A 5,892-nucleotide genomic window follows, 5' to 3' on the forward strand; every position below is an offset into this window, starting at 1 on the left:
ACGCAGCATTGTCCTGCGCGTTGTTGTCGCCGGCCACCACGTTGAAGCCGAGGTTGCCGGAGGCACCCGCACCGACATCATCAGCGATCGATGCACTGTTGGTGACCAGGCTGTTGCCGGTGAGGTTGTTGCTGATCGACTGGCGGTTGTCGATCACGGCGATGGCTGCCGAATCCAGGTCGATGTCACCGGTGATGGTCGGATCGCCGGAGAAGTTGATGTCCGAGCTCAGCCGCAGATCCTTCTCCAGGTTCACGTCGACGCCGTGGTTGTTCTTTTCCTTGCGCTCGTCGGCCTGGATGTTGCTGTTCTTCTGCACCTGCTCGTTGACGTTCACCGTGCGGGTACGGCTCACGTTCGAGGTGTCGGTGTTGTTGCGTACCGTGGTGTTGGTGCGGGTCCAGTTGCGGACTTCGTTGTCGGTATGGTTGTGCGTGTCGTTGCGGGTTTCGGTCACGACATGGTTGTGGTTGATGTTCGCATTGGCATTCTGGTTGTCCCAGCCATTGGCCGCAGCAGCGGTCGAGGCAGTGGCAATTGCCATGGCGAGTACGGTCTTTTTGACAGTCGCTTTCATGGTGCCCTCTCTCTCATCAGGTGATTGGTTCGGGTGGGTGGTACTCACGGGTTGCCCTGCACGACCAGGCCCAGAACATTGGCCGTATCGTTTCGCGCTCCCGCGATCTGATTGAGTTGCAGGACACCGTCGAAGCCCCGCAGTGCCGTCGACGAAACGCCGACACTGCGGATACCCGCCGCAACACCGTCACCGGTATCGCCCTGCCCCCCTGCTGACGCGATGTCCGAGGCGGCCAACGCCGTGTCATCGGACTCGCGTATTCCTTGCCGGGCCAGCGTCGCGCTGACGACGTTGAGCGTCGTGTTGGCGATGCCGCTGGCCTGGTTGATCGATGCAATGCCGCTGGCGCCTGCCAATGCCTGTCCGGCGATGTGCGCGCTGGCTTCCAGTGGTGCCGAAAGCACGACGTCGTTGCTGTGCTGCTGGCGCGCAGCGATGGCCACGTCGGCGCGGTCGCCGCTGGCCATGCCATGCAGATTGGCCTGGATGTTGAGATCGCCCGCCGCCTGGTTGATGGCGATGGCACCACTGGCACCGGCCAGCGCGCGACCGTCGATGCGGGTCACGTCGAGGTAGGCCAGCATCCCGCTGTAGTCGTCGGCCAGCGCTGTGGCGGGCAATGCCAGCCAGGCCGCCAGCAGCATTGCGCGCTTCACTTGCCACCCGCCTGCGCCGGAGCGCCCAACGGGAACTGCGACAGTGCGCCACGCACGGTATCGCCGATGCCGCGCGTGGTATTGCCGACCGCCCCCAGCGGGCCGCTCATCGCACCGCTGAGGCTGCTGCCGCTCATCATCCCCTCGCCCGAGCGTCCAAGGGTTCCGCCCAGGGCCTGCTGCGTCACCCGCTCGACAGTGGTGACGCCGTGCGCGCGCACGCTGCCGGTCTGGCCAGCGCCGAGGCCGGCGTAGTCGTCATCGCTGAGTTCATCCATGCCGCTGGCAGCGCCGCTGCTGCCGAGTGCGGCGGCGATCTCATGCTGCGGTTTCGGATCGGCGATCAACGCCACGCCGGGCGGCGCCATGCGGTAGGCCGGGCGCGTAGACACGTCGCGCAGCAGGACGATCTCACCCGGCTGCGCCTTCACCCCTTGACGGGCACCCGAGGCCGCAGCCGCCAGCGGAACGGCCAGCATCAGCAGCAGCGCAAGCCGCCGGCCAGAAACAGTGAAAAGGGTGGTGCTGCCGTCCATGCCGCTCTCCCGTTGCATATGCGCAGGGAGAGAGCAGCTTTCGTGCCAACACCGGAAGTCCGTCGCAGCGGGGGTTTGACGGGTAACACCGCGGCGGCGTGACGCCACAGTGTTACAACTTCGTTCGGATTCCGTTCGCCTTAACGCGCAGGAAACACCACTGCGCAAGGCGCCATCGGGGCTGTATCAGTAGTGTTACAGGTACTGATACAGCGCGTTGCAGTGCCGCTTCAGGCGCGCGGCGGACTCGGGTCGGGATCATCGATGCCGACGTTGGTGGACGGGTTGTCGTACACCGTCTGGTCGAGCAGGCCGGTTTCCTTGGCCACCAGCACCGGCACCAGCATCTGTCCGGTCACGTTGGTCATCGTGCGCATCATGTCCAGGATGCGGTCGATCGCATACAGGTAACCGATGGTTTCCAGCGGCAGGTTGGCCGCACTCAGCACCACCGTTGCCATGATCACCGCCGTACCCGGCACGCCGGCGGTACCGAAGCTGCCCAGCACCGAAGCGATCAGCACCACCACGTATTGCTCCGGCGTCAGCGGCACACCGCTGTACTGGGCGATGAACACCGCGCACAGCGCCGGATAGATCGCACCGCAGCCGTCCATCTTGATGCTCGCGCCCAGCGGCACCGCGAACGAACCGTAGTCCTTGTTCACGCCCAGGTTATGGGTGATCGAGCGCAGCGCGACCGGCATCGCCGCGAAGCTGGAGGAACTGACGAASGCCACCTGCATKCCCGGCGCSGCRCCACGGAAGAACTTCAGCGGGTTCAGGCCATGCGCCAGYAGCAGCGCGCTGTACACCACCACGATGTGCAGCGCGCAGGCCACGTACAGGGCCAGCACGAAGTGGCCCAGCGGCAGCAGCTTCTCGAAGCCGTAGCTGCCGACCAGGCCGGCAATCAGGCCGAAGGTGCCGATCGGGGTGACTTCCAGCACGAAGCGGGTCACCTGGRTCATGATGTCGCTCATCTGCCCGACCAGCTTGCGCGCCTCGGTCACCTTCTCGCCAAGCTTGACGATGGCAAAGCCGACCAGGCCAGCGAAGAAGATCACCGGCAGGATCGAACCACGGCCCGCGGCCAGCACGGTCTCGCCGGCGGCGTTGACCTTGGTGCCGATACCGGACAGCGCGTAGAACACGTTGGATGGCACCACATCCAGCAGCACCTGCACCACGCTGGGCACTTCGCGCGGCACATAGTTGCTGGCCATCGACAGCTGCAGTCCACCGGCGCCGGGCTGCAGCACGGTACCCACGCCCAGGCCCACGCATACCGCCAGCGCGGCAGTGATCACGAACCACAGGAACGTGCGCCCGCTGAGCGCGGCGACCGATTTCTGGCCGTGCAGTGAAGAGATCGCGTTGATGACCGCGAAGAACACCAGCGGCACCGCGATCATCTTGATCAGCGTGACGTACAGCTCGCCGAGCGGGCCGAACCAAGTTTCAGCAGCCGGGCCAAGCGCCCAGCCGGCCAGCGCACCGAGCACGAAGCCACCGACCACGCGCTGCCAGAATGGAATCCGCAGCCAGGCAGAGACCAGCTTCATAGGCAATCCAAGGGGGTAGGAAGGGATGCTGGCACGATAGCCCAAGGCGGCCCGCAGAACGACCGCCCGCATGGCAAATCAGTGTGTCATCGGCGTGCCTTGCGAGGCCGGGCATAATGAACGTCCCGTTACACTTTGTGAGATCCCAGCGTCCATGCGCCGTTCCGTCTCCCTGTTGGCCGCCTGCGCCACGACCCTGCTGCTCGGCGCCTGCGCCAGCACCGCTCCAGCGTCCGCCCCGACCGGCCTGAAGGTCACCGTTGCCCCCGTCGCCCACCCGGCCGGTGAAACCCCGCAGTGGTGGTACCGCAGCGGCGCTGCGCAGGCAGCGGCGAACGGCGCGATGGCTGGCAAGGCCAAAAACGTCATCCTGTTCCTCGGTGACGGCATGAGCCTGACCACCGTCGCCGCCTCGCGCATCTACGAAGGCCAGCAGAAGGGCGGCTCGGGCGAAGAGAACCTGCTGTCGTGGGAACGCTTCCCCGCCACCGCGTTCAGCAAGACCTACAACACCGATTCGCAGACCCCGGATTCGGCCGGCACCATGACCGCCATCACCACCGGCGTGAAGACCCACATGGGTGCGATCGGCGTCAGTGCCGGCAGCCGCACCGACTGCGCCGACAGCCTGTCCAAGGGCCTGCTGACCTGGCTGCAGCTGGCCGACAGCGCCGGCCTGGCCACTGGCGTGGTCTCCACTGCGCGCCTGACCCACGCCACGCCGGCCGCGACCTATGCGCACTCGCCTGAGCGCAACTGGGAAAACGACACCGACCTGACCGAGGCGGCCAAGGCCGCCGGTTGCAAGGACATCGCGCAGCAGTTGCTGTCGACCTCGCGTTACGGCCGCGGCCCGCTGGTCGCCCTGGGCGGTGGTCGCGGTGAGTTCACCACCGTGGAAGAGCGCGACCCCGAGTACGACGACAAGGTCGGCCAGCGCCTGGACGGCCGCAGCCTGGTGCAGGAATGGCAGCAGGCGCACCCGCAGGGCGCCTACGTCTGGAACAGCAAGCAGCTGCAGGCCGCCGCCAACGCTCCGGCGATCCTCGGCCTGTTCGAGCCCGACCACATGCGCTACGAATACGAACGCCCGCAGGACCCGGCCGGTGAGCCGAGCCTGGCCGAGCTGACCGCTGCGGCGATCAAGAACCTGTCGCGCCATCAGGAAGGCTACGTGCTGATGATCGAAGGCGCGCGCATCGACCACGCCAACCACAGCGGCAATGCCTACCGTGCGCTGACCGAAACCGTGGCCCTGTCCGATGCCGTGCGCGTGGCCAACGAGCTGACCTCGGCCGATGACACCCTGATCATCGTCACYGCCGAYCATTCGCACACCCTGAACTTCGTCGGCTACCCGGCCCGMGGCAAYCCGATCCTGGGCAAGGTGAAGGACAAGGGTGGCGAAGATGGTGCCGGCAAGCTCGACTACGCGCTGGATGGCAACGGCCAGCCGTACACCACCCTGAGCTACGCCAACGGCCCCGGCCATACCGGCACCAGCAACCAGCAACCGGCCGGTCCGAAGCGTTACCCGCACAACCCCAGCAGCTTCGAGCCGGCCAACGGCCGCCCGAACCTGCACGACGTCGATACCGAGCATCCCGACTACATGCAGGAAGCGCTGGTACCGATGAAGTCCGAATCGCATGGTGGCGAGGACGTCGGCATCTGGGCACGCGGCCCGGGCAGCAAGGCGATCCGCGGCACCCTGGAGCAGAACGCGATCTACCACATGATCGTGCAGGCCACCCCGGCCCTGCGCGATCGCCTGTGCCAGGCCGGCACCTGCGACGACAAGGGCGTACCGGTGGAACTGCCGGCACCGGCGACCTTCGAACGCAAGGCCGAGGCCAAGTGATGGCGCGGCCGGCACGCTCTGCTCTGGGCAGCCTTCGCCGTGCGCGCTGGCTGGCCCTGCTGGGCGTGCTGGCCAGCCCCTGGGCGCCGGCGCAGGGCCCGGCCTGCAAGGTCATGACCGAAGAGCACGGGTTGTGGATGCTGCCCGGCTGCGAGGTCGTCGATGACAAGCCGCAGATCAGCGCGGAGACCCTGCAGGATCTTCCCTACGACGGCGATGGCCTGGCGCTGGTACAGACCGCCGATGGCTTCCACTACGTCGACCGTCGCGGCCGCAGCCAGGCGGTGATCGCCTGGGACAACGGCGCCGACTCCCTGCAGGAAGGCCTGTTCCGCGGCCGCGTCGGCGATCGCGTGGGTTATTTCAACGCTGCCTTCGAGCAGGTGATTGCGGCCACGTTCGATTTTGCCTGGCCGTTCCAGGATGGCGTGGCCGAGGTCTGCAACGGCTGCCGCCGCGGCACGCCCGATGGCGACGGGCATACGCTGATGGAAGGCGGCGAGTGGTTCCGCATCGATCGTTCCGGTCGCCGGCTGAAGTAAGGGGTTTATCGGCAGGGCGGCGCCCTGCACCTGCCGAACAACGGCAACGGCCGAAGCAACAGCCAAAGTGGCATTCCGTGGGATGGCCGGGCGGTGTCGGATTGCGGGGACGCCGCAAGTACGTCCTTGTAGGCTTGGCAGCCGCATCCATG

General features: G+C 66.5%; 5 protein-coding genes and 1 pseudogene. 2 read left to right on the forward strand and 4 right to left on the reverse strand.

The features are described 5' to 3' along the window. From AC1VAN_RS08685 to AC1VAN_RS08700, 4 genes and pseudogenes are all read right to left on the reverse strand, one after another. A pseudogene (locus tag AC1VAN_RS08685) lies at nucleotides 1-577 on the reverse strand (adhesin); the annotation flags it as partial. Between the two features lie 44 nt (nucleotides 578-621). Further along, nucleotides 622-1,224 (reverse strand): hypothetical protein, encoded by a 603-nt coding sequence (locus AC1VAN_RS08690; RefSeq protein ID WP_051501624.1) that lies wholly within the window; start codon nucleotides 1,222-1,224, stop codon nucleotides 622-624. 8 nt (nucleotides 1,225-1,232) lie between these two features. Continuing rightward, nucleotides 1,233-1,772, reverse strand: coding sequence for a hypothetical protein (locus AC1VAN_RS08695; protein WP_032975047.1), 540 nt, complete (start codon nucleotides 1,770-1,772; stop codon nucleotides 1,233-1,235). A gap of 230 nt (nucleotides 1,773-2,002) precedes the next feature. After that, nucleotides 2,003-3,337, reverse strand: a complete 1,335-nt coding sequence (locus tag AC1VAN_RS08700) for a dicarboxylate/amino acid:cation symporter (RefSeq protein ID WP_480985637.1) — start codon at nucleotides 3,335-3,337, stop codon at nucleotides 2,003-2,005. A 154-nt stretch (nucleotides 3,338-3,491) separates the two neighbouring features. Between AC1VAN_RS08700 and AC1VAN_RS08705 the strand changes: the two genes are divergently transcribed. Then, nucleotides 3,492-5,198, forward strand: a complete 1,707-nt coding sequence (locus AC1VAN_RS08705) for an alkaline phosphatase (protein ID WP_032975048.1) — start codon at nucleotides 3,492-3,494, stop codon at nucleotides 5,196-5,198. Continuing rightward, entirely contained in the window at nucleotides 5,195-5,740 is a 546-nt protein-coding gene (locus AC1VAN_RS08710; RefSeq protein ID WP_282279982.1) for a WG repeat-containing protein, read from the forward strand. Before AC1VAN_RS08705 ends, AC1VAN_RS08710 begins: the two co-directional genes overlap by 4 nt. Nucleotides 5,741-5,892 lie beyond the last annotated feature (152 nt).

This window comes from Stenotrophomonas sp. 05L44_2 (assembly GCF_056665995.1).